The 707-nt window shown below is 43.1% G+C and carries 1 protein-coding gene; it reads right to left on the bottom strand.

The window, feature by feature from the left end:
• Nucleotides 1-707: HYR domain-containing protein (locus K8089_RS16225; RefSeq protein ID WP_237604332.1), on the bottom strand; the 707-nt coding region annotated here is incomplete at both ends.

Below are 707 nucleotides of genomic sequence, written 5' to 3'. Positions count from 1 at the left end.
GTAATATCTACTGCCGAAGCAAAGATTCCACAGGCATCATCGTTAGAGGCAATCACATCACTTGGGTCAAGAATGGCAGTACCATCTGCACCAAGCTCTAATGTGAAGTCTTGACAAACTAACACTGGGCTTGTATTGTCTTCTACCGTTATGGTAGCCGTACAAGTTGACGTGTTTCCGTTTACATCGGTTACAGTTAATGTTACAATGTTATCGCCAACATTTGAACAGTCGAAGGTATCTATATCAAGATCATAGCTCGCAATGCCACAGGCATCGGTGCTTCCTCCATCAACGTCTATTCCTGCAATTATTACCGTACCTGTTACATCGAGTACTACTGTGATGTCTTGGCAAGCCACTACTGGCGCCGTAACATCTTCAACAGTTACTACAGCAGTACAGGTTGAAGTGTTTCCGTTTACATCGGTTACAGTTAAAATCACGTTATTGTCTCCAACATCTGAACAGTCAAAAGTGTCAATATCAATACTAGTTGAAGCCACACCACACTGGTCTGTGCTTCCACCGTCCACATCTGCGGCAGTAATCGTTGCGTTACCCGTTGCATCAAGTTGGATGGTGATATTCTGACAAACAGCTACCGGAGCTTCATTGTCGGTTACAGTTATGGTGAAACTACAAGTGCTTGTGTTTCCATTTACATCAGTTGCTGTAAACTCTATAACATTTACACCTACTGGGAA

The organism is Aequorivita vitellina, from assembly GCF_022008365.1.
GTDB classification, from domain to species: domain Bacteria; phylum Bacteroidota; class Bacteroidia; order Flavobacteriales; family Flavobacteriaceae; genus Aequorivita; species Aequorivita vitellina.
Note: the sequence above shows the minus strand (reverse complement) of the source record. Positions and strands in the feature narration are given on the sequence as shown.